Source organism: Sulfitobacter sp. TBRI5 (genome assembly GCF_051013555.1).
Taxonomy (GTDB): Bacteria; Pseudomonadota; Alphaproteobacteria; order Rhodobacterales; family Rhodobacteraceae; genus JL08.
In genome coordinates this window covers 2,744,452-2,771,385 of record NZ_CP112884.1, presented here as the reverse complement: position 1 = coordinate 2,771,385, position 26,934 = coordinate 2,744,452, and the positions used below count along the sequence as shown (strand labels likewise).

Below are 26,934 nucleotides of genomic sequence, written 5' to 3'. Positions count from 1 at the left end.
GATGCTGACCTTCACGATCCGACGACTGGTCTTTGCGATCCCGACGCTTTTGCTTATCAGCCTTGCCATTTTCATGCTCTTGCAGCTGGCCCCGGGCGATCCGATGGCGCAGGTGCCGCTGACGGTGCCGCCCGAAGTCAAACAGAAGATGCGCGAAGCACTGGGGATGGGGCAGCCGCTGCATATCCAGTATTTCAAATGGCTGGTCCAGTTTTTCTGGATCGAACCGCAGGTGTTGTTCGATCACTGGTTCGGCACCAGCTTTTCCGAAGGCAAGTTGCGCGTGATCAGCTGGCAAACCCGCAGCCCCGTCATGGATATCGTCGTGCAGCGTATGCCGCAAACCCTGTGGGTGGTGGGCATGTCCTACATCGTCGGCATCCTGATCGCTCTGCCCATCGGCATCTATTCGGCCTACAAACAATATTCCGTTTTCGATCAGGCCGGTACGTTCGTGTCGATGATCGGATTTTCCGTACCGCCGTTTTTCTCGGGTGTTCTGGTGATCGTAATCTTTTCCGTCAATCTGGGCTGGTTTCCATCGATCTATGACACCACCCACGAGGTGAATGACTGGGACAGCTTCATGGTGCAGCTGCGCCAGATGATCATGCCAGTCATGGTGCTGGCCCTACAAACCACGGCCCAGATCAGCCGCTACATGCGCTCGGCCATGCTGGACAACCTCAACCAGGATTATGTGCGCACTGCCCGCGCCAAGGGGCTGAGCGAAAGCGTGGTTGTCATGGTGCATGTGTTGCGCAATTCGCTGATCCCCGTGGTCACCGTGATTGCCCTTGGTATCCCTGCCATCTTTGGCGGCGCCATCATCACCGAACAGGTGTTCAAGGTGAACGGGATCGGCCAGTTGCTGATCACGGCGCTGTTTGCCAACGACCTGCCGATGGTGATGACCCTGACCTTTATCTTTGCCATCCTGATCGTGGTGTTCAACCTGATCGCGGACGTGCTCTATGGTATTCTCGACCCAAGGATCCGCTATGACTGAGCCTGCCCCACAAACTGTCATCAGTGCCTTGCAGGACAGCGAACTGGTCAAGCCACCGCGCAGCCAGTGGGTTGATGTCTGGGACCAGTTCAAACACCACAAGGGTGCGGTGCTGGGTATGGGATTTCTGGTCTTTATCACTCTGGCAGTTCTGATAGGTCCGCTGATCTGGACAATCGATCCGCAAAAACTTGATATCCGCAACAAGGACCTGCGCCCGATTTACACCCTGTTGTGGGACGGAGATGCAAAGACCGCCTGGAACCGTCCCTTTGGCACCGACAATCTGGGGCGTGACGGGCTGGCCAACATGATGGCGGGCGGTCAGGCATCGATGGCAGTGGGCTGGAGTGCGATGTTGCTGTCCCTGATCATCGGCACGACCATTGGCGTTGTAGCGGGATATTTCCGCAAGCTGGATGGCATCCTGATGCGGTTTACCGATCTTGTGCTGTCTCTGCCGATCCTGCCGCTGCTGCTGGTGGCGGTCACGTTGTTCCGCCAACCGCTGCGCGCCGCCTTCGGGCCGGAACAGGGCATGTTCATCCTGATTGTCGGCGTAATCGGCATTACAAGCTGGATGCAGACGGCCCGTATCGTGCGGGGCGAGGTTCTGGCGCTTAAGGAACGGGAATTCATTCTGGCGGCACGATCGATTGGCACGACACCGGGCAAGATCATCAGACGCCATCTGCTGCCCAACATCGTTTCACCGATCATGGTGTCGGCAACGCTGGGTCTGGCAACCGCCATCATCACCGAAAGCGCCCTGTCGTTTCTGGGTGTCGGCTTTCCTTCCGACTTTCCGACATGGGGCAAGATGCTTTCGGATTCCGTACCGCGAATGGAAGAGTTTCCCGAACGCGTGCTGCTGCCGGGGCTGGCGATTTCGCTGACCGTGCTCAGCGTGAACTACATGGGCGACGGCCTGCGCGACGCGCTGGACCCGCGTATTCGCGGCAGATAGCGGGTAGAAAAACGCAATCGGTTGTGTTCGCGCGGACCTGCGGGATTTCCGTATTTCACGCAAAAAGAAAACCGGTGCGCCGGATCAAGGCAGCATCGTACCCGGCTATTTGTTGATACGCGCCCTGATCCGGCGGACAAAGTACCAGACCAGCGCCACCACCGGCAAAGTGGACAGCGCGAGAATGTTTCCTTTGCTTAGTCCCGTCACCGCGGTCAGCGGATAAAGAAGATACCCAACCAGTGACACCGCGTAATAGCTGATTGCCACCACAGACAGGCCTTCGACCGTGTGTTGCAGGCGCAGTTGCATATCGGCGCGACTGTCCATGCTTTCCAGCAGTTTCTGGTTCTGCGCGCTGCGTTCCACATCAACGCGCGTGCGCAGCAGATCGCCCGCACGAATGGCGCGATCCGCCATGGTTTCCAGCCGTCTTTCAGTGGATTTCACGGTGCGCATTGCCGGTTCGAACCGTCGCATCATGAATTCGCCGAATGTCTGCCGACCCAGAAAACGGGTTTCGCGCAGAACCGCGATACGCTGGTTCACGATGGCATCATAGGCGCCCGTTGCGCCGAACCGGAACGAGGATTGCGCCGCCAGCGTTTCCAGTTCCGCCGAAATCGACAGCAGCGATGCCAGCGTCTGATCCGCAGGGACACGCCCCTCTGACATGTCCCCCATCAGTGCCGTCAGACGGCCATCCAGCCCGCCCAGCATCGCCGACAGTTTGCGCGCGCGTGAAAACCCCAGCATCGACATGGATTTGTAGGTTTCAATCTCGCACAGGCGCTGCACCACACGGCCCACACGCCGGCGCCCGACATCGGGCGACACAAACACGGCAAACCGCTGGTGCCCCGCTGCGTCGATCCTGAAATCACCCGCCACAACCGCCGCATGGTCCAGCACATGCGCAACCGCCACGCTTTCTGGAACGAACCAGTCGCCGATCAATGTGCTTATCTGTTCGTCCAAGGGGCGTTCCAGCACTCGCAACATGATCGATGTGATACGCTGCCCCGGTGCGCGCGCCAGCCAGTCTTCGGGGAACACCTCAAAATCGGCAGGATTGAACGGCCGGTCGCTGACGCCGTCCACGAAGGCTGTATAGGTCACGAATTCGGTGTGCTGTTCCCATTTCAGCATGTGGCGCCCGATCTTGCCGGAATAATGCGTCGCGCCGGGTTGGGGATGGGGCGCGCCGAACCGGTCCAGCAGGTCAACCAGATGATCCATATCCCTGGCACGGTCCCGGTGTGCGGCATCGTCGGGTTGTTTGATGGCGATATAGACTGCCGTACACGGCACGCTGGTGGCGGGAAACGGGCGCGCGTGCAGTTCGTTGGCAAGCGGATAGCGCAGCGGATGGTCCTGGATCGGGGGCATGAAACCTGTCCTAGATGTCGACATGGCCTTTTTACAGGTCGGGCGCATAAATGAAAGTTATTTTTGTTAATTTTCAGTAAGTTAGCAGGATACGATGGTATGCAATGCAATCTGGAACGGCAAAACCGGACGGCTTGAACGGAAAATGCCCCGCACATATCGTGCGAGGCATCCATAATTCAGGTGTCGTGCAGGCGGTACGCCCTACTCGATCATGGGCAAAAGCTTGTCCAGTGACGCCTTGGCGTCGCCGTAGAACATCCGCGTATTTTCCTTGAAAAACAACGGGTTTTCGATACCGGAATAGCCTGTGCCCTGGCCGCGTTTTGAAACAAACACCTGCTTGGCCTTCCAGCATTCCAGAACCGGCATACCGGCAATGGGGCTGTTAGGATCATCCTGTGCCGCGGGATTCACGATATCGTTGGACCCGATCACGATCGCCACATCCGTATCCGGAAAATCGTCGTTGATTTCGTCCATTTCCATCACGATGTCATAAGGCACACGCGCCTCGGCCAGCAGAACGTTCATGTGGCCGGGCAACCGCCCTGCCACGGGGTGAATGGCAAAACGCACATTCTTGCCCTTGGCGCGCAGTTTGCGCACCAGTTCGGCAACGCCCTGCTGGGCCTGCGCGACCGCCATGCCGTATCCCGGAATGATGATCACGCTGTCGGCTTCGTTCAGGGCGGTGGCAACGCCTTCGGCCTCGATGGCGATCTGTTCGCCCTCGACCGCCATCTGTTCGCCCGCAGGGCCGCCAAAGCCACCCAGAATAACGCTGATAAACGACCGGTTCATCGCCTTGCACATGATGTAGGACAGGATCGCACCGCTTGAGCCGACCAATGCGCCGACCACGATCAGCAGATCATTGCCAAGGCTGAAGCCGATCGCCGCCGCCGCCCAGCCCGAATAGCTGTTCAGCATCGAGACAACGACAGGCATGTCCGCCCCGCCGATGCCCATGATCAGGTGATAGCCGATGAACAACGCCGCAAGCGTCATCACGAACAGGGGCAGAAACCCGCCCGTGTTGAAATACCAGATCAGGCACAACACCGAGATTGCGGCCGCAGTCGCATTCAGCATATGCCCGCCCGGAAGTTTCTTGGCCGCCGTGTCAACCTTGCCCGCCAGTTTGCCATAGGCAATGACAGAGCCGGTGAACGTCACCGCACCGATGAACACGCCAAGGAACAATTCAACCCGCAGGATCGACACCTCGGTTGCGTCTTTCTTGGCCAGCAGGGCGGCAAACCCTTCCAGAGATTTGCGCGCGGTATCGTCCATGGCCAGCACCCGGCCCAGTTCGATATGCGCGATGAAGCCGACGAAAACCGCCGCCAGACCCACAAGGCTGTGCATGGCCGCGACCAGTTCGGGCATCTGCGTCATCTGCACGCGGGTCGCCAGCTGATAGCCGATGGCTCCGCCCAGCGCGATAAGCACGATTGATGCCAGCCACAGGCCCGATCCCGGGCCGATCAGGGTGGCAAAAACCGCCAACCCCATACCCATGATGCCATACCAGACCGCGCGCTTGGCGCTTTCCTGTCCGGACAGACCGCCAAGGCTGAGGATGAAAAGAACTGCTGCAACCACATATGCTGCTGTTGTGAAACCGTATTCCATGTCGCGGGCCCCCTTAGGATTTCTGGAACATGGCGAGCATGCGCCGTGTCACGAGGAAACCCCCGAAGATGTTAATTCCGGCCATAAAGACCGATAGAGCCGCCAGCAGGATCACGAGAAATGATCCTGATCCGATCTGCATGAGCGCACCCAGAATAATGATCGACGAGATTGCGTTGGTGATGGCCATCAGCGGGGTATGCAGACTGTGCGCAACCCCCCAGATCACCTGAAAACCGACAAAGACCGCCAGGACGAAAACGATGAAATGCTGCATAAAGCTGGCCGGAGCGACCAGCCCGACAGCCAGCACCAGGGCTCCGCCGACAGCCAGCAATGTGACCTGATTGCGGGTCTGCTGCTTGAACGCGGCAAGTTCGGCCGCGCGCTTTTCTTCGGCGGTCGGTTCCTTGACCTTTTCCTTGGGTTTGGCCGCAATCGCCTGCACCTTGGGCGGCGGGGGCGGGAACGTCACCTCTTTGGCGTGGGTCACGGTGGCCCCGCGGATCACATCATCTTCCATGTCGTGATTGATCACACCGTCTTTTTCCGGTGTCAGATCGGCCATCATGTGGCGGACATTGGTCGCATAAAGTGTCGAGCTTTGCGCCGCCATCCGGCTGGGAAAGTCGGTGTAGCCGATGATCGTGACACCGTTGTCGGTCACAACCTTTTCATCTGCCACGGTCAGTTCGCAATTGCCGCCCCGCTCTGCCGCCAGATCGACAATGACCGACCCGGGCTTCATCGCTTCGACCATATCCTTGGTCCACAGGATCGGCGCGGCGCGGTTGGGGATCAGTGCCGTGGTGATCACGATATCGATATCGGGGGCCAGTTCGCGGAATTTCTCAAGCTGTTTGGCCTGAAATTCAGGGCTGGACGGGGGCGCATACCCGCCTGTCGCCGCGCCATCCGGCAGTTCGCTGGCGTCAAATTCCAGAAACACGAACTCTGCGCCCATGCTTTCGATCTGTTCGGCCACTTCGGGGCGCACATCAAACGCATAGGTGATCGCACCCAGCGATGTGGCGGTGCCGATGGCGGCCAATCCGGCCACACCGGCGCCCACAACCAGAACCTTGGCCGGGGGCACCTTGCCTGCGGCAGTCACCTGCCCGGTGAAAAAGCGCCCGAAATTGTTACCGGCCTCGATCACGGCGCGGTAGCCTGCGATATTCGCCATCGAGCTGAGCGCATCCATTTTCTGCGCACGGCTGATGCGTGGCACCATATCCATCGCGATCACGGTGGCGCCCTTGGACGCAGCCAGATCCATCAGTTTTTCATTGGACCCGGGGTAAAAGAACGAAATCAGGGTTTGCCCGTCGGTCAGGCGCTTGGCTTCTGTTTCGGTGGGGGGGCGGACTTTGGCCACCACGTCAGAGCCTTTGAACAGGGCCGCCGCGGTCTTTGCAATCTTGACGCCGGCCGCCTTGTAGGCCGCATCGGAAAACCCGGCAGCGACACCGGCGCCCGATTCAACCAGACACTCATGGCCCAGCTTTTGCAATTGAACGGCACTGTCGGGGGTCATGGCCACGCGTGCCTCGCCCTCAAAGACTTCTTTGGGTGTTCCGATCTTCAACTTGAATTCCCCCGTCTGGTAGATTTCATTTTGCCGCAGGGCAGCATGCGGCGTCAGGTTAGTTCCCTAGCGCGCGCAATATAGTTGCGCAAGCAATAGAGGCGATTGAAATAGAATTTTTCGCAATTGATCTAAACCCAGCGGCGCACCTTGCCTTCGTAGCGGGCAAAATCCATCCGGAAGGTGCGCCGCATCCGGTTTTCTTCGGGGATGATGAACCGCTTTTCCAGAACCCAGACGAAAACCGGCACCAGCGCCAGCGACGGCACCGCATCCCAGCGCAGGATCAAACCTGCCAGAATAAGAACGTCGCCCAGATAGATCGGGTTTCGCGATTTGCTGAATATGCCAGACTGGATCAGCCGTTCAGGTGTCTGGTGCGGTACGATTGTTGTCTTATGACGGCGGAATTCAACAAAAGCCATCAGCGCCAGGATTATTCCGCCACCGATCAGAATGCCCGCCGCAAATCCGGCCCACGCTCCGCCAAAATCCAGCCCGAATGAAAAATAGGACGACTGCACCCACGCCAGCGCAACAAATCCGGCCAGCCAGACAGGGGGCGTATCCAGCCATTTCATCGCGGACAGGTTCCGCGTTGCAAACCGAACCGGTCGCCCCCCATGCAGCAGATTTGCACTATTCCCACTCCATCTCTTCGAACACGCGGCCTGCATTTTTTGTAGCAAGCTCTTCAAACGTATCAAGCCCGGCCCAGTTTGACTGATCCACATAATAGGCGCCGGCCAGATCGCCGCCATGATCGATATAAGCACCGATTTTGGCGCGCAAATCCACCAGATAATCCAATGTGTACCGGCGGACCTGATCAAAATTGGTCGGGTGGCCATGTCCGGGGATCACATATGTCGGTGCTAGGGGTTCCAGTGCCGTTTCCCATGTTTCTATCCAGCACGAGGTGCAGGTATGTGCGAAAATCGGCAGCATCCGTTCGTGAAACGCGATGTCACCCGTAATCATGATGTTCCATTGCGGTATCCAGATCTGCGCGTCGCCGGGATCATGGGCAGGCCCCAGATGCAGCACCTGTATGTCTACGCCCCCCAAAGTCAGGTCATACCGGTCCTCGAACGACAGGTTGGCATGGACCACATCAGTTCCTTCGGCCTTGTCACGGTTATACCGCTGCATGCCTTGAAGGATGAAATCACCGTTTTCCATCGTTTCGGCAATCGCGTCCTGATGGGCCAGAATATCTACACCCTGTTCCGCCCAATAGCCGTTGCCCAGCATCGCATGGCCCTGCCCGTTTTCATTGATCACCAGAACCACAGGTTGGTCTGTGACCGCCCTGATCTCATCATGCAATGCGGCGGCCAGACGATAGGACGCACCCGAATTTATCACCACAACCCCTTCATCCGTCAAGATAAATGACAGGTTGTTGTTGTGGCCCGCGTTTTCATAGGTCGGCGGTGCCGTGGCCCCGATTGCGGAATACACATGCGGTATGAATTCAACGGGTTTGGAATACAGCTCTGATTGCGGATACTGGTCGGCGATCTCTTCGCTGGCCTGCGCAATGCCGGCTGTCAGGATCAGAATGGCACCCAAAAAATACTTCATGGCAGCTCCTTTCGCTCACATCACATTCACAGATACGAATGGGTAAGTAAAGCCGTTGCTTGCCCCCCGGCCATACCCCGCTAAGCTGCGTGAAAAGAGGAGAATTGCAGATGCAGTTAAGCGGGAAACATGCCTTTGTCACCGGCGGGGGATCGGGCATCGGGCTGGCAATCGCACAGGCGCTGGCCGATAACGGGGCCCACGTCACGATCACCGGGCGCCGCCAACAGGTACTGGATCGGGTGGCCACAGATCAGATCACAGGTCTGGCAATGGATGTCCGCGACGAAAGCGATGTCAGACAGGTCATGTCGCAGGCCGTGCAAGCCCATGGCCCGATCCAGATTTGTGTTGCAAATGCCGGCATCGCCGAAGGGCGCGCCTTGCACAAGACAGACATGGCATTCTGGCGCAACATCATGGCCACCAATCTGGACGGCGCCTTTCTGACCATCCGCGAGGCGATGAACAGCATGGTGCAAACCGACTGGGGCCGCGTGATCACTGTATCGTCCATTGCGGGGGTGCGCGGGTTGAAAGGTGCGTCGGCCTATACCGCATCCAAACACGGGCTGATCGGGCTGACCCGCGCCCTGAGCGAGGATTACATGGGCAAACCCTATACGTTCAACGCGTTGTGCCCGGGTTATGTGGATACGAACATCGTGGCGCAAAACACCACCAGCATTGCCGAACGCACGGGCATTTCAACCGATGAGGCCCGAAACCTTATGATCAAGGCCAACCGGCACCAGCGTCTGATCGCGCCCGACGAAGTTGCCACCGCAGCGTTGTGGCTGTGTTTGCCCGGATCGCAAAGCGTGAACGGTCAATCTATCGAAATCGCTGGCGGTCAGATTTAGGCCACGGCTTTACACACAGCGTTTCGGGGCGTATGCCCGCAGATATACTTTAAGCCTAAAATACCTGATGAGGGCCAGATGACCGATTTCGCCGCCACCAAAGCCATGTTCGATCTGCCCGAAGGCATGATATATCTGGATGGCAATTCGCTTGGCCCCCTGCCTAAATCAGCCCCTGCCCGACTGGACGGGATGCTGCGGGACGAATGGGGCAAAATGCTGATCACCGGCTGGAACAAGGCCGGCTGGATGGCGCAACCGATGACAATCGGCGACCGTGTCGGCGCAATGATCGGCGCCGAAGCCGGCCATGTGGTCATGGGCGATACCCTGACCATCAAGGTGTTTCAGGCGCTGGCCGCTGCACTTGATCTGGCGCAGGACCGCAAGGTGATCCTGTCTGACAACGGCAATTTCCCGACCGATCTGTATATGGCGCAAGGGTTGCTGAACACGCTGGATCGCGGTCACGAATTGCGCATCGTCGATCCAGAAGATGTTGCCGATGCGATCAATGATGATGTGGCCGTTATGATGCTGACCGAGGTGGATTACCGCACGGGCCGGATGCACGATATGGCCGCCCTGACCAAAAAGGCGCATGACCACGGCATTCTAACGGTCTGGGATCTGGCCCATTCCGCAGGCGCGATCCCGGTGGATGTCGCAGCAGCGGGCGCGGATTTCGCGGTGGGGTGCAGTTACAAATACCTGAATGGCGGCCCCGGCGCGCCAGCGTTCATCTATGTCGCGCCGCGCCACGCCTATCACATCAAACCGGCCCTGTCAGGCTGGCTGGGCCATGCCGCCCCTTTCGCCTTTGATCTGGACTATCGCCCGGGGCAAGGCATCGAACGGATGCGCGTGGGCACACCGCCGGTCCTGCAGATGACCGCGCTGGAATGCGCGCTTGATATCTGGGACATGGCCGATATGACAGATGTGCGCGCCAAATCAATGGAACTGACGGACCTGTTTGTGGAACTGGTCGAACGCAAATGCCCGCAACTGACACTGGCCAGCCCGCGAGATGCTGCGCGGCGCGGTTCGCAGGTATCGTTCCGCTTTGAACAGGGATACGCGGCGATGCAGGCGTTAATCGCACGCGGAGTGATCGGCGATTTCCGGATGCCGGATGTGATGCGATTTGGCTTTACACCGCTGTACATCGACGTGAACGATGTACGCCAAGCTGTTGATATCATGGCTGACGTGATGGAAAACAAACTGTGGGACCGCGACGAATACAAGGTTCGCGCCGCAGTCACATGACACCGCTGATCCGCCCCTATCACCCGCAGGATCGCGCAGCATGCGCTGCGGTTTTCTACCGGGCCGTGCGCGAAGGCGCCGCAGAATATTACAGCACAGACCAGCGCGCCGCTTGGGCCCTTGCAAGCGCGCCGGATGATGCCACACCCGACCGCCTGCTGAACCAGCATTGCCGGGTTGCCGAACAGGATGGGCAAATCATCGGGTTCATGTCTTTGACCGCCGAGGGCTATCTGGACATGGCCTTTGTTCTGCCCGAGGCCAAAGGCACAGGCGTGGCCGATGCGCTGTATCGCGCGCTGATGAAACGTGCAAAGCAAGACAATATGACCACCCTGACCGTGCATGCCAGCCTTGGCGCACGGAAATTCTTTGAAAAGAACGGCTGGCAGATTGACTGCAGGGAGCAGCATCCCGTCAACGGACAGACATTAGAACGCTTTCATATGTCACTGATGCAAAAGGATATTGCAACATGACCGATCCCTACGACCCCGCCAAAGAAGGCGCGCAAATGTCCTTTGACGGGCGTATGTCCTATGGCGATTATCTGAGCCTGTCAGCCCTGCTGGACGCACAGCATCCGGTGTCAGACGCGCATGACGAAATGCTGTTCATCATCCAGCACCAGACATCGGAATTATGGATGCGGCTGGCGATACACGAACTGACAGCGGCGCGCGCGACGCTGCAAACGGGTGACCGCCGCCCTGCGTTCAAGATGCTGGCGCGCGTCTCGCGCATTTTCGAACAGCTGAACAATGCATGGGATGTTCTGCGCACCATGACGCCCAGCGATTACACCGCCTTTCGCGACTCACTTGGCCAGTCTTCGGGCTTTCAATCGCATCAGTACCGTCAGATCAAATTCGTTCTGGGCAATCGCAACCCCGCGATGCTGCGCCCGCATGCACACCGCCCGGACATAACGGCCCTGTTGCAGGCCGAACTGGCGACTCCGTCACTCTATGATGTGGCATTGCAGGCGCTACATGCCTCGATTCCCCTGCCGGAGGAGGCACTGCACCGCGATATCGCCATGCCGCATACCCCCAGCGATGCCATCATCGCCGCCTGGAGCAAGGTCTATCGCGCGCCGCAAACCCATTGGGAACTTTATGAACTGGCGGAAAAGCTGGTCGATCTTGAAGATTACTTTCGCCGCTGGCGGTTCAATCATGTGACCACGGTGGAACGTGTCATCGGCTTCAAACGCGGCACCGGCGGGACCGGCGGCGTCAGTTACCTCAGGAAGATGCTTGAGGTCGAACTGTTTCCGGAGCTTTGGCATCTGCGGACCGGCCTTTGAAGCTGACGAAATCCTTTACGATGTCAGCCAGTTTGGCCCAATCCGTGTATTCCCGATCCGCGTGCGGATCGACGTCCTGATCCATCTTTGCCGCGATATAGCGCATCGCCCACGATTTGAAGAAATCGTACTGCGTGAAACGAAACGCACCGGCAACCTGGTGGATCGACAACGGGCGCAATCCGGCCTTGTCGCAGAATTCGGCCGCAATCCGGTCCAGATCGGCCAGTTCCTTTTCATCGCCTCCGGCAATGGCCAATGAAACCTGCAAAAGCAGCGTCGGCCTTTCGTTCAGTTCGCCCACATGAGCGGTGGCAAAATCGGCCAGTTCCTTTTGCAAACGGCCCATATGGACCGATCCGGCCAGAATGACCGCATCCGCCTGCCCCAAAGTACCGCCATCATCATCGGCAGCGCGCAACATTTCGACCGAATGGCCCATGGCCATCAATCTGTCAGCGCAATACCGCGCGATTTTTCGGGTCTGCCCCTCGGTCGAGGCGTAAACGATAAGTATTTTCCGGGCGTCAGAATGTGTCATGCGGCCAAAGTAAATCGTGTGATTTGCGTTTGTATTGCTTTGCGTTAAAGCTGCGCGGCTATTTTTGAAATTTCCGATGTGTCGTCATGCGCCGCCCAGTCCCTGACTGCTGCGCCGAACGCCTCGAACAGGGGGCGCGATACGGGATCGTTGCAGGCGTCCCATTCCGGATGCCACTGAACCGACAGGGTAAAGCCCTTGGCACCTCGTATATAGATCGCCTCGGGCGTGCCATCAGGCGCGTATCCGTCGATTACGATATCCTTGCCCGGTGTCTTGATACCCTGCCCGTGCAAGGTGTTTGTCATCACTTCGGTGGCGCCCATAACACCGTGGAATACACCGTTTTCTGTAAACCGCACCTTGTGGCGCAGTTCGAATTTTTCTTCCAACGTGCCATCGGGCGGCATGCGGTGGTTCATTCGCCCCGGCAAATCCCGGATTTCCGGATAAAGCGTTCCCCCCATCGCGACATTCACCTCTTGAAAACCGCGGCACACACCCAGAAACGGCTGCCCGCGCGCCACACAGGCGCGCACCAGTGGCAGCACAATAGCATCACGCGCGCGATCAAACGTACCATGTGCTTCGGTTTCCGCCTCGCCATATTCCTCGGGATGCACGTTCGGGCGTCCACCTGTCAGCATGAAACCGTCGCATACGTCCAAAAGCTCATCCACCGATACAAACCGGGGATCGGCCGGGATCAGCATGGGCAGACAGCCGGACACATCGGCAATCGCAGCCGAATTCATCGTCCCGCCCGCGTGGGCCGGATACTGGTCATTCAGCAGATACTGATTTGAAATAATGCCGACAATCGGGCGCTGCGGGCTGCGACGGACCATGATTTTCCCTGTTATGGACTTCACGCGTTTATAAAATGCCTTTTAACCCTATGCCAGTGGCTTCGTGCGCACACGCGCGTGTGCCCAATTGCACAATGGCGGGTTCCAACCCGGTTAAAGCTCGGCCAAACCCTGCTTGCAGCGGATGCGCAATCTTTCTACCGTCTGCGCGTTCCCAGCCCGAAAGGTTCCCCATGAAAGACGCTGCCCCAGAAACAATTTACCTGAGCGATTATGAACCTTTCGGATATCTTGTGGATGCGGTTCACCTGACCTTTGATCTGTCGCCTCATGCCACCAAAGTAGCCAGCCGGATCCAGTTTCGCCCCAATCCCGATGCAAAGGACCGCACGTTCTTCCTGCACGGCGAAGACCTCACGCTGATCCGCGCCAGCATTGACGGCACCAAAGTCGATCCCGAATGCACGGACGACGGGCTGAGATGCCCCGTTCCGGACGCCCCGTTTATCTGGGAAGCCGAGGTCGAGATTGATCCGGCCTCAAACACGGCACTGGAGGGCCTTTATCAATCCAGCGGCATGTATTGCACCCAGTGCGAGGCGCAGGGGTTTCGCAAGATCACCTACTATCCGGATCGCCCCGACGTGATGTCCGTGTTTACCGTACGCATAAATGGCCCCCACCCCGTTCTGCTGTCCAACGGCAACCCTGTCGGGGCCGGCGACGGATGGGCCGAATGGCATGATCCGTGGCCCAAACCCGCCTATCTTTTTGCTTTGGTTGCCGGTGATCTGGTGAACCATCCCGATACGTTTACAACGATGACTGGAAAAAAGGTCGCGCTGAACATCTGGGTGCGTGCCGATGATCTGCACAAATGTGCGTTTGGCATGGAAGCCCTGAAAAAATCCATGAAGTGGGACGAAGACGTTTACGGCCGCGAATATGATCTGGACGTATTCAACATCGTGGCGGTGGACGATTTCAACATGGGGGCGATGGAGAACAAGGGGCTGAACATCTTCAACTCCTCAGCCGTTCTGGCCAGCCCGGAAACATCGACCGACACAAATTTCGAACGGATCGAAGCGATCATCGCCCATGAATATTTCCACAACTGGACGGGCAACCGCATCACCTGCCGCGACTGGTTCCAACTGTGCTTGAAAGAAGGATTGACGGTATACCGCGACGCCCAGTTCACGTCCGATGTACGCAGTGCTCCGGTAAAACGCATCACCGATGTGATTGATCTGCGCGCGCGCCAGTTTCCCGAAGATAACGGTCCGCTGGCGCATCCGGTACGCCCGGAAAGCTTTCAGGAAATCAACAACTTCTATACCGCAACTGTATACGAAAAAGGCGCCGAGGTGATCGGCATGCTGAAAACACTGGTCGGGGATGAGGCCTATGGCAAGGCGCTTGATCTTTATTTCAAACGCCATGACGGTGACGCCGCCACGATCGAGGATTGGCTGAAAGTGTTCGAAGATGTCACAGGTCGCGACCTGTCACAGTTCAAACGCTGGTATTCACAGGCCGGAACACCGCGCCTGTCCGTCGAAGAAGATTTCAAAGACGGGGTTTTTACCCTTACCTTTCAACAGGATACAAAGCCAAGTTCTACTACGCCCGACCCGCAGCCACAGGTTATTCCCATTGCTGTCGGTCTGCTGGGCCAGAACGGTGACGAGGTACAGGAAACACAGGTTCTGGAAATGACGCAGGCGCGCCAGTCCTTTTCCTTCAAAGGGCTTGCCACGCGCCCCGTTGCATCGATCTTGCGCGGCTTTTCGGCGCCGGTCATCCTGTCCCACCCCGAGGGCGAGGCGCAACGCGGTTTCCTGCTGGCCCATGACACCGACCCATTCAACCGGTGGGAAGCGGGACGCGCCTTGGCGCGCGCCGCCCTGAGCGACATGATTCTGAAAGACGCGCCCCCCGACACCACCTTTCTTGCCGGGATGGCGGCCGTGTTGCGCGACGACAGTGTTGACCCGGCAACCCGTGCCCTGATGCTGGGACTGCCCAGCCAGTCCGATATGGCCACCAGTCTGCACGACACCGGGCATGTGCCTGACCCGCAAGCGATCTGGGCAGCCAGCGAAACGATGAAGCAGGCTATCTCGCAATATAATCAGGATCTTCTGCCACGACTCTACAGTGAAATGCATATTGACGCCCCCTATTCGCCGGATGCCGATCAGGTCGGCAAACGCGCGTTGCAGGGGGCTGTTCTTGCACTGATGTCGCGCCTTGACGGTGGCGCGCAGGCGGCGCGGCAGTTCGAATCCGCGGATAATATGACTCAACAATTGTCGGCTCTTGCCTGTTTGCTGAATTCCGGAAAAGGGATCGCGGAAACACAAGCGTTCTACGACCAGTGGAAACACGACCGTCTGGTGATCGACAAATGGTTCAGCCTGCAAATCATCCAGTCCACGCCGCACCAGACCGTGGAAATCACGAAGAACCTGACGAAACATGCTGATTTCAATTGGAAAAACCCCAACAGGTTCCGTGCCACACTGGGTGCTTTGTCAATGCATCACGCAGGGTTTCATCAACAGGACGGCAGCGGGTATGCGCTGCTGGCCGACTGGCTGATCAAACTGGATGCGGTCAATCCGCAGACAACCGCCCGCATGACCAGCGCGTTCCAGACATGGCGCCGCTATGACAGCAAACGTCAGGATCATGTGCGCGCCCAGCTTGACCGAATCGCGGCAACGCCCGATCTGTCGCGCGACACACATGAAATGATCAGCCGGATCAGGGGGGCATGACACAACCCGCCCCCTTCCGGCATGTCAATTACGGGCGCAACCACCGCACCGCAACAATCGTGATTGCGATCTATTTCGTCCTGATTGCAGCCGTAATTCTGGTGGATGCGGCATGGTGGCTAATGGCCATTCTGGCGGCCTTTACTCTGCCGGCGCTGTGGGATCTGTTCACCAACCGCGCGGCGGGTGTCGAACTCGACGAGACAACCCTGTCCTGGTTCACCGGAAAGCGCAGGGCCGATATGGCGCTGCAGGATATCGACCACATGCGCTTTGACACAAGGCTGGATTTTTCAGTGCGCGTCAGCGCAGTGACGCCGGCACGCAAAAAGATCAGACTGCCTTATGAAAGCCTGCCACCACACCAGATATTCGAACAGGCGCTGAGCGCACAGGGGGTGCGGGTCGAACGACATCACTTCTCTCTGATGTGAATGCCCGGCAGATCAGCGATCGCCACCCGTGCCCGTGCGTTCACGCGGACGCACGGACTGAAGCGGGCGGCAATAGGTTTGTTTGCCGAGCCATGCCTGCATGTCAGCGCGCTTGTTGGCATTGCGCATCGGCCCCCAATCGGCAGCGACACCGCCCCAGCGCCCGCCTTTGGTTGCAACGACACCGTCACGCGGCACCGTCACGGCCATGATCCGAACCGCGCAACTGACATTGGATGCGCCGTCTTTCAGGTCCTGCCCCGAACGGGCAGCGCAACCATATCCCCGCGCGGTCGATGGCTGGATTTGCAGCAATCCGAACCAGCGCCCGCCGCCGCCCACGGCATAGGGCCTGTAGGTGCTTTCATGTTTCGCCAGCGCAGACAGAAACCCGACCCAGAATGCCTGCCGCTGGGCCAGATCCGCCTCCGGATAGGCGGGGCACCAGTCTTTGATATCAACGGGTTCCGATTGCGCGAGCGCCGCACCATGCGTTCTAAGCGCCGCCAGCGCGCCCCGTGTCCAGATATCTGACCCTTGTTGGTATTCCCAACGGGTCCGCGGTAGATTCGCTTCACGTACCAGCGGGCGCACCAACCCATCCTCTGTCGACGCCAGCAACGGCGCTGTCGATGCCAGCCCCAAAGCACCGGCAATGACCAGATAAAGAACGCGTTCAATCATCAACGCCAGTATTCCCTTGTCCGCAGGGCAGCGCAATTGAAAACCCGGGCAGGCCAACCGCCCTTTCAATTGCCAGATATCACCCCAGTTGCGCCTTTTTTAGGCCTGATTGCACAGGCAAAACCCTGCCCTGTACCCAGTTAAGATTATCAATGAGTTGGATGTTACCGAAATGCGCGATCTAAGGCTTAGTTTTTCTGTTTTGCGCAATGCAATTGCGCCGGTTTCCGCTTGTATGGAAACTGCAAAAGCCGCGATGCCCGCCCGAAACCGGGCGGCACAACCTGTTTGCCACAGTGCAGAACCCATCGACTTTCAGGTCAAGCGCAACATTGCCGATCATCTGAACATTCCCGTTGTCGAAGCAACATCGGAACATGCCGAACGCACGGCGTTTCAGAACAAGGGCCAGAAACTGGCGCGACAGGAAGACTGGGAAACGCTGTCGCAGCTGATTTTCGATGCCGATCAGACCCGTGCGAAAACACGCGGCGGCATGCCGGTTGCCGATCTGTTGATGTACGGGGCGCGGGCCGATGTTGTTCTTGCCGCCGAACATGCCTTGTTTGACGGGAAACCCGCCAGCGGCGCACCTATTCTTGATGGCATCGAAGCGCTGGAACAGGTGCTGGACGAACATCCAGACAATTATCCGGTCGCCCTGATTGTCGCGCACGCACATTTGGATATGGGGTGGGCGTGGCGCGGTACAGGCTGGCTGACCGAACTCAAACCGCAAAACCGCGAGGCGTTCGCCGCCCATTTTGACCGCGCAACCGGAATTCTGAACCAGTTTTCCGGTCTGGAACCGCTTAGCCCCGCGCTTGCTGCGGCGCGCTGTGCGTTGCTGGCAGGCTATCCCAATTCCCGCACCCGCGTCGCGGACGATTACGAAGCGCTGATTGATCTTGATCCGAAAAACCCGCACCACATGCGTGCCATGGGCAACCATCTGCTGCCCCGCTGGTTCGGATCACTGGCCCAGCTGGAACTTGAGGCCCGTCGCACCGCGTCGCGCACCATCGATATCTGGGGCGCTGGCGCCTATACGTGGTCGTATTTCGATGCTGTCGTGATCGACGATGCCGCTTGCGCACAGGTCGAGGTGGAATTCTTCATTGAAGGGCTGCATGACATTCTGGCCCACGCCCCCGACCAGCACACCGTGAACCTGCTGGCCGCCTATTGCGCGGTTGCCGTTCGCGCCAGATGCGGCAGCGCGGACGAGGCGGACCTGGTGCGTCATCAACTGATCGATTGCGCCGATTGGATCATTCGCGACCATATGACAGAAATCCATCCACTGGTCTGGGCTCATGCCACCACCGGCTTTGACAACTCGGCACGGGTGCGTTCCATGCGCAATTTTGCCGAACACGGACGCCGCAACGCGCTGGACGTGATTGCCACATTGTTCCGCGATGATATCGCCCGCGGGCATCAGGTGACCTTTACACCCTCTGGTCCGATGGTCAGCGCCGCCTGACCGCTCTTGCCCTGATGCGCGCCCTGCCCTAGAACCCACATCGTTGCGAGATGATGAGGCAGACCATGCTGGACCACACCTACGAGGCCCCGACCCCCAAACGGATAGCCGGTGCCAAACACGACTGGGAACTGGTGATCGGGATGGAGGTGCACGCCCAGGTCACCTCGAACGCGAAACTGTTTTCCGGCGCGTCCACCAAATTCGGGGCGGAACCCAATGCCAATGTGGCCTTTGTGGATGCCGCGATGCCGGGCATGCTGCCGGTGATCAACCGATTCTGTGTCGAACAGGCGGTGCGCACCGGGTTGGGCCTGAACGCGCATATCAACCTGAATTCAGCCTTTGACCGCAAGAACTACTTTTATCCCGATCTGCCGCAGGGCTATCAGATTTCGCAATTGTATCACCCCATCGTAGGCGAGGGCGAAGTGCTGGTGGAAATGGGCGAAGGCAAGGCGCGTCTGGTCCGGGTAGAGCGCATCCATCTGGAACAGGATGCCGGAAAATCGATCCACGACATGGATCCGAACATGTCTTTCGTCGATCTGAACCGCACCGGCGTGGCGCTGATGGAAATCGTCAGCCGGCCCGATATTCGCGGCCCCGAAGAGGCCGCAGCCTATATCACCAAACTGCGCCAGATCCTGCGCTATCTGGGAACGTGTAACGGAGATATGCAATCGGGCGCGATGCGTGCGGACGTGAACGTATCGATTTGCCTGCCCGGCCAATACGAAAAATACATGGAAACACAGGATTTTTCGCATCTGGGCACGCGTTGTGAAATCAAGAACATGAACTCGATGCGGTTTATCCAACAAGCCATCGAAGTCGAGGCCCGCCGGCAGATCGCCATCGTCGAAGCCGGTGGCAAGGTCGATCAGGAAACCCGCCTTTATGATCCGGACAAGGGCGAAACCCGTTCAATGCGGTCCAAGGAAGAGGCGCATGATTATCGCTACTTCCCCGACCCCGACCTGTTGCCTTTGGACATCGAACAAAGCTGGGTGGACGAAATCAAGGCGGGCCTGCCCGAACTGCCCGATGCGAAGAAGGCAAGGTTCATCACTGAATTCGGCCTGTCCGATTACGATGCATCGGTTCTGACCGCCGATGTCGAAGCCGCGGCCTTTTTCGAAAAAACCGCAGACGGGCGCGACGGGAAAATGGCCGCGAACTGGGTCATCAACGAACTGTTCGGTCGGTTGAAAAAAGATGACCGCGACATTGACGCAAGCCCTGTCAGCCCGGATCAGCTGGGCGGCATTATCACGCTGATTTCCAAGGGCGACATCAGCGGCAAGATCGCCAAGGAAGTCTTTGAAATCGCCTACACGACAGGTCGCGATCCGGTCGAGATCGTCGAGACGGAAGGGATGAAGCAGGTCACGGACACAGGCGCCATCGAAGCGGCTGTGGATGCCGTGATTGCCGATAACCCTGCGCAGGTCGAAAAGGCCAAGGCCAATCCGAAACTTGCAGGCTGGTTCGTGGGTCAGGTGATGAAGGCAACCGGCGGCAAAGCCAATCCGGCGGCGGTGAACAAACTGGTCAGCGAAAAACTGGGCCTGTGATCGGACAGGGCACCGCAAACACTTGGCGCATGCAGCACCGTTTGCTATGACGCCGTTCTATCCCTTCAAGGCTTAACCCATGCCCCACTACGAGTACAAAGTTGTTCCTGCCCCGACCAAAGGCCTTAAGGCGCGCGGGTTGAAAACGCCTGAATCGCGGTTTGCAAATGCGTTGCAGCACCTGATGAACGACATGGGCAGCGACGGATGGGAATTTCAGCGGGCCGAAACCCTGCCCAGCCGCGAACGCAGTGGATTGACCAGCTCTGTCACGACCTATCGCAACGTGCTGGTGTTTCGTCGTGCGCGTTCCGGTGATCTGGAAGAGTTCAAACCGGTTGTGCTGAAAATGGCTGACGACGCGGAAGTCGCGGCGCCAGAACCCGTGACGCCCGCAGAGCCCGAGGTTGCACAAGACCCGGAAAGGCCGGCAGGACAGCCGGGCGCTACCAAGATGCTAAGCGACAATGGCGTCGAAGAACTGTCGGAAGTCGCGGGCATGACCGAAGCCCTGAAAAAACGCGCCGGTCAGAAAAAACCTGCTGAATAAAGCCTGTCTAGACGCCGATATCCAACGCCAGTGCGTGAATACGCGCAATAAGCGCAGGCCCAAGCGCGGCATGAACCGCCCGGTGACGCGCCACCCGCGATTGCCCCTTGAATGCGTCGGCGCGGATCATCACATTGAAATGGCTCTGCCCGCCTTCCTGATATCCACTGTGGCCGCGATGCGCCTCGCTGTCATCCACAACCTCAAGCGCGGTGGGCGAAAAGGTCTGTTCAAGGCGATCGTGGATTTCATCCCGCACCAGAACCGGCACAACGCCCGCTGCATCCAATTTATCTGTCATTTTTTGAACCTGACCCCTTCAATCTGACTGTGTTTACTTTAAACTCTCTGGGCCGAGTCGGAAAGAGGACCACGAAAATGAACAAGAACGATCCGTTTGGATTTGACATGTCTGTGTCTTCGGCCAAGAAGAAAAATCCGCGGGGCCGCCGCGGAATGTCGGGTGCCTCTGAAACATCGGTCCGTCTGTGCGAACATGAAGGCTGCGAAGAACCGGGAAAATACCGTGCGCCCAAAGCACCGGATGTTCTCGACGATTATTTCTGGTTCTGCCAACAGCACGTGCGCGAATACAATCTGAAATGGAATTTCTTCCACGGCACGACCGAGGCTGAAATCAACGCGCAGCAATCCAAGGACAAGGTTTGGGAACGTGAAACCAAACCGATGAAAGACCCCGAAGCGCGCGCCTGGGCACGTTTGGGCATTGAAGACCCGCATCAGGTGCTGGGTGCGAATGCCACGCAAAACCCCGGCAAAGGGGTCAGCAACAGCCGCAAACTGCCGCCCACCGAACGCCGCGCCGTCGAAATTCTGGAAGCCAAGGATCACTGGACAAAGACCGAGGTTCGCAAAGCCTACAAGGCGCTGATCAAGGTCTTGCACCCGGATATGAACGGGGGCGATCGCAGCCAGGAAGAACAGTTGCAGGAAGTCGTCTGGGCATGGGATCAGCTAAAGGTTAGCCGTAACTTCAAGGACTGATAACCGGCCTGTGCCCACAGGGCCTTTGGCTGACCTGTACAGTTCCGGATCGTCACACTACGGCGATCCTTATGGGGCACCCCTTGCGGGGACAGCGTTATTTTCCACCCCCCTTCCCCTTGCCCTGCTTCGCGATATGTTGCACCACGGAAACTGCACAAATGACGCCCCGTTCCGGGGATATTTTACAAGGATAAGACAGATGGCGGACGGCTCGATCGATATCAATGCAAAACCGACCGAGACGATTTCGGTGCGCGATGTATTCGGCATCGACACTGACATGATCGTCAAAGGGTTTTCGGATACATCTGATCGGGTTCCGCTTCTGGACAGCACCTATAAATTCGATCCAGATACCACGCTGGCCATTCTGGCGGGGTTTTCGCACAACCGGCGTGTGATGATCCAAGGCTATCACGGCACAGGAAAATCCACCCATATCGAACAGGTCGCCGCGCGCCTGAACTGGCCCACGGTACGGGTGAATCTGGATAGCCACATCAGCCGGATCGATCTGATCGGCAAAGACGCGATCAAACTGCGCGACGGCGTTCAGGTGACGGAATTTCAGGAAGGCATCCTGCCATGGGCGCTGCGTACGCCAACGGCCATCGTGTTTGATGAATATGATGCCGGCCGCGCGGACGTGATGTTCGTGATCCAGCGCGTGCTGGAAGTTGACGGAAAACTGACCCTGCTGGACCAGAACAAGGTGCTGGACCCGCACCCCTATTTCCGCCTGTTTGCCACCGCCAACACTGTTGGTCTGGGCGATACAACCGGGCTTTATCATGGCACACAACAGATCAACCAGGGCCAGATGGACCGCTGGTCACTGGTGGCAACGCTGAATTATCTGAGCATCGAGGCCGAAACCGCCATCGTTCTGGCCAAGAACCCGCATTACAACAGCGACAAGGGTCGCAAGACGATCAAACAGATGGTCACAGTGGCCGATCTGACGCGCACCGCCTTCATGTCGGGCGATCTGAGCACGGTCATGTCACCGCGCACTGTGATTGCCTGGGCGCAGAATGCCGAAATTTTCCGCAATGTCGGCTATGCGTTCCGCCTGTCGTTCCTGAACAAATGCGACGAGCTGGAACGCCAGACCGTGGCCGAGTTCTACCAGCGCCTGTTCGACGAGGAACTGCCCGAAAGCGCGGCCAGCGCGAGCCTGGGATGACGCGATTTGTGCGCATGATACCAGCGCTGCCGCGCACCGTCATTGACGCATCGGGGCCCGTAACGACGGGTGCCCGTTTTACATACCGGCCCGGAAGATGAGCAAACCAACCGACAACCCTGCCGATCCGTTCAAGAAAGCGCTGGCCGAGGCGACCAAGGTCATGGCGCATGATCCGGAATTGAGCGTCAGCTATACGGTTGATCCATCTGGCCTGTCGGGCGATGCGATGCGCCTGCCACAAGTCAGCCGCCGGATGACACGCGACGAGGTGCTTCTGGCACGCGGCACAGCCGACGCGCTGGCACTGAACCGGCGCTATCACAATGACAGCACCCACGCGCGCTACGCCCCGCCCGGAGAAATGGCGCGCGAACTTTACGAAGCGATGGAAACTGCCCGCTGCGAAGCGATGGGCGCGCGCGATATGCCCGGCACCGCAGGCAATATCGACGCCAAGATCGCCCATGAGGCGACGCGCAAGGGCTATGAGGACTGCAAGCAGCCATCAGACGCGCCGCTTTCCGTGGCCGCCGGTTACCTGATCCGCCATCTGGCGACCGGGCGCACATTGCCCGCCGGCGCGCAGAACGTGATGGAACTGTGGCGTGGCTTTATCGAAGAACAGGCCGGCGGCACGCTGGACAACCTGCAAGACACCCTGTCGGATCAGGCATCCTTTGCCAAGTTCGCGCGGCAGGTGATTTCCGATCTGGGCTATGGTGACCAGCTGGGCGACGACCCCGACCAACTGGATGATGAAAACGAAAACGAAGCCGAAGACGGCGGCGAAGAAGAACAGGATCCCGACAGCACCGGCGATCAGGACGACGACGATCAGGACGCCGAAGCCAGCGCCGAGCAAAGCCAGGAAGACCAGCAGGACGCGTCACAGGCGCAGGTCAGCATGGACGAAATGGCCGACGAAGAGATGGGCGAAGAAGCGGAAATGCCCGAAGGCGAAGCCCCGCTGGAGCCGCCCGCCCCGCAACCGATTTCAGACGCCGACCCCAATTATACCGTGTATCTGAGCGATCACGACGAAGAAATCGCCGCCGAGGATCTGGCCGAACCGGTCGAACTGGAACGGCTGCGCGCCTATCTGGATCAGCAACTGGAACCCCTGAAAGGCGCGGTGTCGCGGCTGGCCAACAAATTGCAGCGACGCCTTCAGGCGCAACAGAACCGGTCTTGGGAATTTGATCGCGAAGAAGGCATTCTGGATGCCGGTCGTCTGGCCCGTGTCGTGGCAAGCCCGACAACGCCCCTGTCCTTCAAGGTCGAAAAAGACACCGAGTTCCGCGATACCGTGGTGACCCTTTTGCTGGACAATTCCGGATCGATGCGCGGCCGCCCGATTTCGATTGCCGCGATCTGCGCCGATGTTCTGGCCCGGACACTGGAACGCTGCAACGTCAAGGTGGAGATCCTCGGCTTTACCACCCGCGCATGGAAAGGCGGGCAGGCCCGCGAAGCGTGGCTGGCCAATGGCCGCCCCGGACAACCCGGCCGCCTGAACGATCTGCGCCACATCATCTACAAATCCGCCGATGCCCCCTGGCGGCGCACACGGCCCAATCTGGGCCTGATGATGAAGGAAGGTTTGCTGAAGGAAAACATTGACGGCGAAGCGCTGGAATGGGCCCACCGCAGGATGCTGGGGCGTGCGGAATCGCGCAAGATCCTGATGGTAATCTCGGATGGCGCGCCGGTCGATGATTCCACCCTGTCGGTCAACCCGGCCAACTATCTGGAAAAACACCTGCGCGATGTGATCGCGATGGTAGAGCGTCGCCGTGCGGTCGAGCTTTTGGCGATCGGCATCGGCCACGATGTCACCCGCTATTATGACCGGGCCGTGACAATCACCGATGTTGAACAGCTTGCCGGGGCCATGACGGAACAACTGGCCGCCCTGTTTGACAATGATCCTCGGGCGCGGGCGCGCGTCATGGGTATCCGGCGCGCGGGCTGATGACGCCGGAGCCTCCGGCGGAAGTATTTTTGAAAAGATGAAGGGGTTGGGATGTTTCAAAGTTTTGAGGTAACCGCCCGGCCCGAACAGGGGCCACCCCGACTGGCCGACTTGCGTGCAGAAATGCAAAAAGCGGGGCTGGACGGCTTTCTGGTGCCACGCGCAGATGCGCATCAGGGCGAATACGTGGCCCCGCATGACGAGCGGCTGGCCTGGCTGACCGGGTTTACCGGATCTGCCGGATTTTGCGCCGTTCTTGCAAAGAACGCCGGTGTGTTCATCGACGGGCGCTATCGCACTCAGGTCAAGGCGCAGGTGGCCGATGTGTTCACGCCGGTACCATGGCCGGAAACGAGCCTTGCCGACTGGCTGAAAGACACCCTGCCCGACGCCGGCAAGGTCGGGTTTGATCCCTGGCTTCACACCGTGAACCAGATCAAACAAAGTACAGAGGCGCTGGTGGGCAGCGGTATCGCTTTGTTCCCCTGCGAAAATCTGGTGGACCGGATCTGGCCGGATCAGCCGGCGCCGCCGATGAACCCTGTCAAACCGCAACCGCTGGAATATGCGGGCGAACGCCACGGGGACAAGATCGCGCGGCTGGCGGCATCCCTTAAGGACAAGGGCTGCAAGGCTGCCGTGATCACGCTGCCAGATTCGATCATGTGGCTTTTGAACATTCGCGGCAGTGACATTCCCCGCAATCCGGTGGCGCATGGCTTTGCGGTTCTGCATGAAGACACGCGCGTTGACTTCTTTGTGCATGAAGACAAACGCGGAAACATTGCCGATCATCTGGGCCCTGCCGTGCGCCTGATGGATCCGGACCGGTTTCTGGCCCATATCGCCACCCTGGACGGCCCTGTTCTGCTTGATGCGGGCAGCGCGCCAGTGGCGGTGGAACAGACATTGCAGAATGCAAAGATCGATATCGTGCCGGGGGATGATCCCTGCGCGCTGCCCAAGGCCCGCAAGAACGCCACCGAAATCGCCGGCAGTGCCGAAGCCCATCTGCGCGATGCGGTTGCGATGGTCGAGCTGCTTGCCTGGCTGGATGCGCAACCGCCCGGCACATTGCGGGAAACCGATGTTGTGACCCGTCTGGAACAGGCGCGCCGCGCCAGCAATGCCTTGCAGGATATCAGTTTCGAAACCATTGCCGGCACCGGCGCAAACGGCGCGATCATGCATTACCGCGTCACGACCGAAACCGACAGCGTTCTGAAAGACGGCAATTTTCTGGTGCTGGACAGTGGCGGCCAGTATCTGGATGGCACAACAGACATCACCCGAACCATACCGATCGGAACTGTAGAGGAAGAACCAAGGCGCTGCTTTACACGCGTCTTGCAGGGGATGATCGCAATGTCGCGACTGCGCTGGCCCAAAGGCCTGGCCGGTCGCGATATCGAGGCTGTCGGGCGTTTGCCGTTGTGGCAGGCAGGGCAGGATTTTGATCACGGTCTTGGGCACGGGGTTGGTGTGTATCTGAGCGTACATGAAGGGCCGCAGCGCCTGAGCCGCGTCAGCCACGTGCCCCTTGAACCCGGCATGATCCTGTCGAACGAGCCGGGTTATTACCGCGAAGGCGCGTTTGGTATCCGGATCGAGAACCTGTTGGTGGTGGAAACAGCCCCCGACATGCCGGGTGCGGACACGCACCGCAAAATGCTGCACTGGCAGACCCTGACCTATGTGCCCATAGACCGCCGCGCGATCATTGCCGAGATGCTGAGCGAAGCCGAACGCGACTGGCTGAACAGCTACCACCGCAGCGTTGCGGAAAAAGTGGGGCCGCGTCTGGGCAAGTCCGCGAAAACATGGTTGGATGCCGCAACGGCCCCGATCTGACATCGTAATGTCGCATCACAGGGCCACTATCTGAGAGATTGAAGTCTGCAAGAAAGGTTCTGACCGTTATGGCTGATCACATAAGAATTCGCAAAGCACCGGGGCGCTGGTCGGTCCGCGCAGGTGGTGCCGTTCTGGCAGAAAGCGCAAATGCCCTTGAACTGTCCGAGGGCGATTACCCGCCTGTGATCTATTTTCCAAAATCCGATATCGCCATGGCGATGCTGGACCAGTCCGATCATAGCACCCATTGCCCGCACAAAGGTGATGCGACCTATTACGCCATCGCCAGCCGCAGCGCGACATACAAGAATGCCGCTTGGTCTTATGATGCGCCCATGGAAGATGTGGCGCGCATCAAGGACCATATTGCGTTTTACAATAATGACGACGTCACCGTGGAACAGATCTGAATCGCGCCACGG

25 protein-coding genes are annotated in these 26,934 nt (G+C 58.6%); 16 read left to right on the top strand and 9 right to left on the bottom strand.

Annotation, left to right across the window (positions count from 1 at the left end):
- The first annotated feature begins 1 nt into the window (after position 1).
- Both OLX72_RS13970 and OLX72_RS13965 read left to right on the top strand, forming a co-directional pair.
- Positions 2-1,009 (top strand): ABC transporter permease, encoded by a 1,008-nt coding sequence (locus OLX72_RS13970; protein WP_114870710.1) that lies wholly within the window; start codon positions 2-4, stop codon positions 1,007-1,009.
- The gene (locus tag OLX72_RS13965) at positions 1,002-1,976 is read left to right on the top strand and encodes an ABC transporter permease (RefSeq protein WP_433988908.1); all 975 of its coding nucleotides are present in this window, start codon (positions 1,002-1,004) and stop codon (positions 1,974-1,976) included. The genes OLX72_RS13970 and OLX72_RS13965 overlap by 8 nt, the downstream gene beginning before the upstream one ends.
- A 105-nt stretch (positions 1,977-2,081) precedes the next feature.
- Here OLX72_RS13965 and OLX72_RS13960 read toward each other — a convergent pair whose 3' ends face one another.
- The 5 genes from OLX72_RS13960 to OLX72_RS13940 form a co-directional block, all read right to left on the bottom strand.
- Positions 2,082-3,365 (bottom strand): DUF3422 family protein, encoded by a 1,284-nt coding sequence (locus OLX72_RS13960; protein WP_114870712.1) that lies wholly within the window; start codon positions 3,363-3,365, stop codon positions 2,082-2,084.
- Positions 3,366-3,569: 204 nt separating this feature from the next.
- Positions 3,570-5,003, bottom strand: coding sequence for an NAD(P)(+) transhydrogenase (Re/Si-specific) subunit beta (locus tag OLX72_RS13955; protein ID WP_433988907.1), 1,434 nt, complete (start codon positions 5,001-5,003; stop codon positions 3,570-3,572).
- Between the two features lie 13 nt (positions 5,004-5,016).
- Entirely contained in the window at positions 5,017-6,591 is a 1,575-nt protein-coding gene (locus tag OLX72_RS13950; protein ID WP_114870714.1) for a Re/Si-specific NAD(P)(+) transhydrogenase subunit alpha, read from the bottom strand.
- A gap of 131 nt (positions 6,592-6,722) precedes the next feature.
- Entirely contained in the window at positions 6,723-7,172 is a 450-nt protein-coding gene (locus OLX72_RS13945; RefSeq protein WP_114870715.1) for a methyltransferase family protein, read from the bottom strand.
- A gap of 58 nt (positions 7,173-7,230) precedes the next feature.
- Positions 7,231-8,178 (bottom strand): MBL fold metallo-hydrolase, encoded by a 948-nt coding sequence (locus tag OLX72_RS13940; protein ID WP_114870716.1) that lies wholly within the window; start codon positions 8,176-8,178, stop codon positions 7,231-7,233.
- A 110-nt stretch (positions 8,179-8,288) separates the two neighbouring features.
- On the opposite strand from OLX72_RS13940, the gene OLX72_RS13935 reads away from it, so the two are divergent.
- From OLX72_RS13935 to kynA, 4 genes are all read left to right on the top strand, one after another.
- Entirely contained in the window at positions 8,289-9,041 is a 753-nt protein-coding gene (locus tag OLX72_RS13935) for an SDR family NAD(P)-dependent oxidoreductase (RefSeq protein WP_433988906.1), read from the top strand.
- A 78-nt stretch (positions 9,042-9,119) separates the two neighbouring features.
- Positions 9,120-10,313, top strand: a complete 1,194-nt coding sequence (gene kynU, locus OLX72_RS13930; protein WP_114870718.1) for a kynureninase — start codon at positions 9,120-9,122, stop codon at positions 10,311-10,313.
- Positions 10,310-10,792 carry an N-acetyltransferase family protein gene (locus OLX72_RS13925; protein WP_433988905.1) on the top strand — a complete coding sequence of 161 codons (483 nt, stop codon included), beginning with the start codon at positions 10,310-10,312 and terminating at the stop codon, positions 10,790-10,792. The genes kynU and OLX72_RS13925 overlap by 4 nt, the downstream gene beginning before the upstream one ends.
- Positions 10,789-11,622 carry a tryptophan 2,3-dioxygenase gene (gene kynA, locus OLX72_RS13920; RefSeq protein ID WP_433988904.1) on the top strand — a complete coding sequence of 278 codons (834 nt, stop codon included), beginning with the start codon at positions 10,789-10,791 and terminating at the stop codon, positions 11,620-11,622. Before OLX72_RS13925 ends, kynA begins: the two co-directional genes overlap by 4 nt.
- Here kynA and OLX72_RS13915 read toward each other — a convergent pair.
- Together OLX72_RS13915 and OLX72_RS13910 are read right to left on the bottom strand one after the other, a co-directional pair.
- On the bottom strand, positions 11,561-12,163 hold the full coding sequence (locus tag OLX72_RS13915; protein ID WP_433988903.1) for a flavodoxin domain-containing protein: 603 nt from the start codon (positions 12,161-12,163) through the stop codon (positions 11,561-11,563). The genes kynA and OLX72_RS13915 overlap by 62 nt on opposite strands.
- Before the next feature lie 44 nt (positions 12,164-12,207).
- Positions 12,208-13,011 (bottom strand): gamma-glutamyl-gamma-aminobutyrate hydrolase family protein, encoded by an 804-nt coding sequence (locus tag OLX72_RS13910; protein WP_433988902.1) that lies wholly within the window; start codon positions 13,009-13,011, stop codon positions 12,208-12,210.
- 194 nt (positions 13,012-13,205) lie between these two features.
- On the opposite strand from OLX72_RS13910, the gene pepN reads away from it, so the two are divergent.
- Together pepN and OLX72_RS13900 are read left to right on the top strand one after the other, a co-directional pair.
- Positions 13,206-15,758, top strand: coding sequence for an aminopeptidase N (gene pepN, locus OLX72_RS13905; protein WP_433988901.1), 2,553 nt, complete (start codon positions 13,206-13,208; stop codon positions 15,756-15,758).
- Positions 15,755-16,192: a hypothetical protein gene (locus OLX72_RS13900; protein WP_254684601.1), complete on the top strand. Its 438-nt coding sequence runs from the start codon at positions 15,755-15,757 to the stop codon at positions 16,190-16,192. Before pepN ends, OLX72_RS13900 begins: the two co-directional genes overlap by 4 nt.
- Before the next feature lie 12 nt (positions 16,193-16,204).
- Here OLX72_RS13900 and OLX72_RS13895 read toward each other — a convergent pair whose 3' ends face one another.
- Positions 16,205-16,876, bottom strand: coding sequence for a transglycosylase SLT domain-containing protein (locus OLX72_RS13895; RefSeq protein ID WP_114872318.1), 672 nt, complete (start codon positions 16,874-16,876; stop codon positions 16,205-16,207).
- A gap of 235 nt (positions 16,877-17,111) precedes the next feature.
- Here OLX72_RS13895 and OLX72_RS13890 point away from each other — a divergent pair, with 235 nt between their 5' ends.
- The 3 genes from OLX72_RS13890 (at position 17,112) to OLX72_RS13880 (ending at position 20,489) form a co-directional block, all read left to right on the top strand.
- On the top strand, positions 17,112-18,362 hold the full coding sequence (locus OLX72_RS13890) for a hypothetical protein (protein ID WP_433988900.1): 1,251 nt from the start codon (positions 17,112-17,114) through the stop codon (positions 18,360-18,362).
- Positions 18,363-18,427: 65 nt separating this feature from the next.
- Positions 18,428-19,939, top strand: coding sequence for an Asp-tRNA(Asn)/Glu-tRNA(Gln) amidotransferase subunit GatB (gatB, locus tag OLX72_RS13885; protein WP_114870725.1), 1,512 nt, complete (start codon positions 18,428-18,430; stop codon positions 19,937-19,939).
- A gap of 79 nt (positions 19,940-20,018) precedes the next feature.
- Entirely contained in the window at positions 20,019-20,489 is a 471-nt protein-coding gene (locus tag OLX72_RS13880; protein WP_114870726.1) for a DUF4177 domain-containing protein, read from the top strand.
- A 7-nt stretch (positions 20,490-20,496) separates the two neighbouring features.
- Here the strand turns inward: OLX72_RS13880 and OLX72_RS13875 are convergent, their stop codons facing one another.
- Positions 20,497-20,790 (bottom strand): BolA family protein, encoded by a 294-nt coding sequence (locus OLX72_RS13875; protein ID WP_114870727.1) that lies wholly within the window; start codon positions 20,788-20,790, stop codon positions 20,497-20,499.
- 77 nt (positions 20,791-20,867) lie between these two features.
- On the opposite strand from OLX72_RS13875, the gene OLX72_RS13870 reads away from it, so the two are divergent.
- The 5 genes from OLX72_RS13870 to OLX72_RS13850 all read left to right on the top strand — a co-directional run bounded on the left by OLX72_RS13870 (position 20,868) and on the right by OLX72_RS13850 (position 26,922).
- Positions 20,868-21,494 carry a DnaJ domain-containing protein gene (locus tag OLX72_RS13870; protein WP_114870728.1) on the top strand — a complete coding sequence of 209 codons (627 nt, stop codon included), beginning with the start codon at positions 20,868-20,870 and terminating at the stop codon, positions 21,492-21,494.
- 202 nt (positions 21,495-21,696) lie between these two features.
- Positions 21,697-22,683 carry a cobaltochelatase subunit CobS gene (gene cobS, locus OLX72_RS13865; RefSeq protein WP_433988899.1) on the top strand — a complete coding sequence of 329 codons (987 nt, stop codon included), beginning with the start codon at positions 21,697-21,699 and terminating at the stop codon, positions 22,681-22,683.
- A 97-nt stretch (positions 22,684-22,780) separates the two neighbouring features.
- The gene (gene cobT / locus OLX72_RS13860) at positions 22,781-24,658 is read left to right on the top strand and encodes a cobaltochelatase subunit CobT (protein WP_433988898.1); all 1,878 of its coding nucleotides are present in this window, start codon (positions 22,781-22,783) and stop codon (positions 24,656-24,658) included.
- A 51-nt stretch (positions 24,659-24,709) separates the two neighbouring features.
- The gene (locus OLX72_RS13855) at positions 24,710-26,509 is read left to right on the top strand and encodes an aminopeptidase P family protein (protein ID WP_433988897.1); all 1,800 of its coding nucleotides are present in this window, start codon (positions 24,710-24,712) and stop codon (positions 26,507-26,509) included.
- A 68-nt stretch (positions 26,510-26,577) separates the two neighbouring features.
- Positions 26,578-26,922, top strand: coding sequence for a DUF427 domain-containing protein (locus tag OLX72_RS13850; RefSeq protein ID WP_114870732.1), 345 nt, complete (start codon positions 26,578-26,580; stop codon positions 26,920-26,922).
- The last annotated feature ends 12 nt before the right edge of the window (positions 26,923-26,934 follow it).

Excerpts from the sequence above, each read along its gene's own strand:
- OLX72_RS13935 (WP_433988906.1), top strand. The coding sequence starts at position 8,289 with ATGCAGTTAAGCGGGAAACATGCCTTTGTCACCGGCGGGGGATCGGGC.
- cobS (WP_433988899.1), top strand. The coding sequence starts at position 21,697 with ATGGCGGACGGCTCGATCGATATCAATGCAAAACCGACCGAGACGATT.
- OLX72_RS13915 (WP_433988903.1), bottom strand. The coding sequence starts at position 12,163 with ATGACACATTCTGACGCCCGGAAAATACTTATCGTTTACGCCTCGACC.
- OLX72_RS13925 (WP_433988905.1), top strand. The coding sequence starts at position 10,310 with ATGACACCGCTGATCCGCCCCTATCACCCGCAGGATCGCGCAGCATGC.
- gatB (WP_114870725.1), top strand. The coding sequence starts at position 18,428 with ATGCTGGACCACACCTACGAGGCCCCGACCCCCAAACGGATAGCCGGT.
- OLX72_RS13870 (WP_114870728.1), top strand. The coding sequence starts at position 20,868 with ATGAACAAGAACGATCCGTTTGGATTTGACATGTCTGTGTCTTCGGCC.
- kynA (WP_433988904.1), top strand. The coding sequence starts at position 10,789 with ATGACCGATCCCTACGACCCCGCCAAAGAAGGCGCGCAAATGTCCTTT.
- pepN (WP_433988901.1), top strand. The coding sequence starts at position 13,206 with ATGAAAGACGCTGCCCCAGAAACAATTTACCTGAGCGATTATGAACCT.
- kynU (WP_114870718.1), top strand. The coding sequence starts at position 9,120 with ATGACCGATTTCGCCGCCACCAAAGCCATGTTCGATCTGCCCGAAGGC.
- OLX72_RS13955 (WP_433988907.1), bottom strand. The coding sequence starts at position 5,003 with ATGGAATACGGTTTCACAACAGCAGCATATGTGGTTGCAGCAGTTCTT.
- OLX72_RS13970 (WP_114870710.1), top strand. The coding sequence starts at position 2 with ATGCTGACCTTCACGATCCGACGACTGGTCTTTGCGATCCCGACGCTT.
- OLX72_RS13900 (WP_254684601.1), top strand. The coding sequence starts at position 15,755 with ATGACACAACCCGCCCCCTTCCGGCATGTCAATTACGGGCGCAACCAC.
- OLX72_RS13910 (WP_433988902.1), bottom strand. The coding sequence starts at position 13,011 with ATGGTCCGTCGCAGCCCGCAGCGCCCGATTGTCGGCATTATTTCAAAT.
- OLX72_RS13855 (WP_433988897.1), top strand. The coding sequence starts at position 24,710 with ATGTTTCAAAGTTTTGAGGTAACCGCCCGGCCCGAACAGGGGCCACCC.
- cobT (WP_433988898.1), top strand. The coding sequence starts at position 22,781 with ATGAGCAAACCAACCGACAACCCTGCCGATCCGTTCAAGAAAGCGCTG.
- OLX72_RS13850 (WP_114870732.1), top strand. The coding sequence starts at position 26,578 with ATGGCTGATCACATAAGAATTCGCAAAGCACCGGGGCGCTGGTCGGTC.
- OLX72_RS13895 (WP_114872318.1), bottom strand. The coding sequence starts at position 16,876 with ATGATTGAACGCGTTCTTTATCTGGTCATTGCCGGTGCTTTGGGGCTG.
- OLX72_RS13965 (WP_433988908.1), top strand. The coding sequence starts at position 1,002 with ATGACTGAGCCTGCCCCACAAACTGTCATCAGTGCCTTGCAGGACAGC.
- OLX72_RS13940 (WP_114870716.1), bottom strand. The coding sequence starts at position 8,178 with ATGAAGTATTTTTTGGGTGCCATTCTGATCCTGACAGCCGGCATTGCG.
- OLX72_RS13875 (WP_114870727.1), bottom strand. The coding sequence starts at position 20,790 with ATGACAGATAAATTGGATGCAGCGGGCGTTGTGCCGGTTCTGGTGCGG.
- OLX72_RS13945 (WP_114870715.1), bottom strand. The coding sequence starts at position 7,172 with ATGAAATGGCTGGATACGCCCCCTGTCTGGCTGGCCGGATTTGTTGCG.
- OLX72_RS13960 (WP_114870712.1), bottom strand. The coding sequence starts at position 3,365 with ATGCCCCCGATCCAGGACCATCCGCTGCGCTATCCGCTTGCCAACGAA.
- OLX72_RS13890 (WP_433988900.1), top strand. The coding sequence starts at position 17,112 with ATGGAAACTGCAAAAGCCGCGATGCCCGCCCGAAACCGGGCGGCACAA.
- OLX72_RS13880 (WP_114870726.1), top strand. The coding sequence starts at position 20,019 with ATGCCCCACTACGAGTACAAAGTTGTTCCTGCCCCGACCAAAGGCCTT.